The organism is [Flexibacter] sp. ATCC 35208 (genome assembly GCF_001975825.1).
GTDB lineage: Bacteria > Bacteroidota > Bacteroidia > Chitinophagales > Chitinophagaceae > Chitinophaga.
Genome location: NZ_MTKN01000258.1, coordinates 1 through 544 on the forward strand (window position 1 = coordinate 1; position 544 = coordinate 544).

The 544-nt window shown below is 51.1% G+C and carries 1 protein-coding gene; it reads right to left on the reverse strand.

Annotated features, from left to right (window positions below):
• On the reverse strand, positions 1-544 hold a 544-nt coding region (locus tag BW716_RS37390; protein ID WP_179091432.1), incomplete at both ends, for a hypothetical protein.

Consider the following 544-nt stretch of genomic DNA (forward strand, 5'->3'; position numbering starts at 1 on the left):
GTAGCAGGGGTATAAGTAGCAGCAGTGCCACCTGTACCTGTTGTTACATTGGAGAAACCGGTGGTTGCACTGGTCGTGCTGATCTGCCACTGGTAAGTATAAGTACCGTCGCCACCACTCAATGCCACCGTACCCGTGAGGGCAGCAGGTGTTTCAGAAGCACAAAGTGTCTGATCGGCAGAGATGGTATTGTTCAGTACTGGTCCCAGGTTTGTCAGTGTTACAGTAGCTGGCGTACCAGTACATGTACCATTGCTCAGGGTCCACTGCAGGGTAGCGGATGTACCTGCGAACACAATCACACTGGCAGTTGGGTTATTCAGGTCAGTCGCTGCAATAGTTGCAGTACCGCTGATCACAGTCCATTTACCGGTAGATGTGGTGATTGCTCCAGGCGTAGCCGCCATGTGGAAGAGCGAATCGTTACAATGTGTCTGGTCAGGACCCGCATTTGCAGCTTCCGGCATCATATCATTCTTCAGAAGAACAGTGCTGGTAGAAGTACATATGCCGTTGGAGATTGTCCAGATAGCAGTAGCATGCT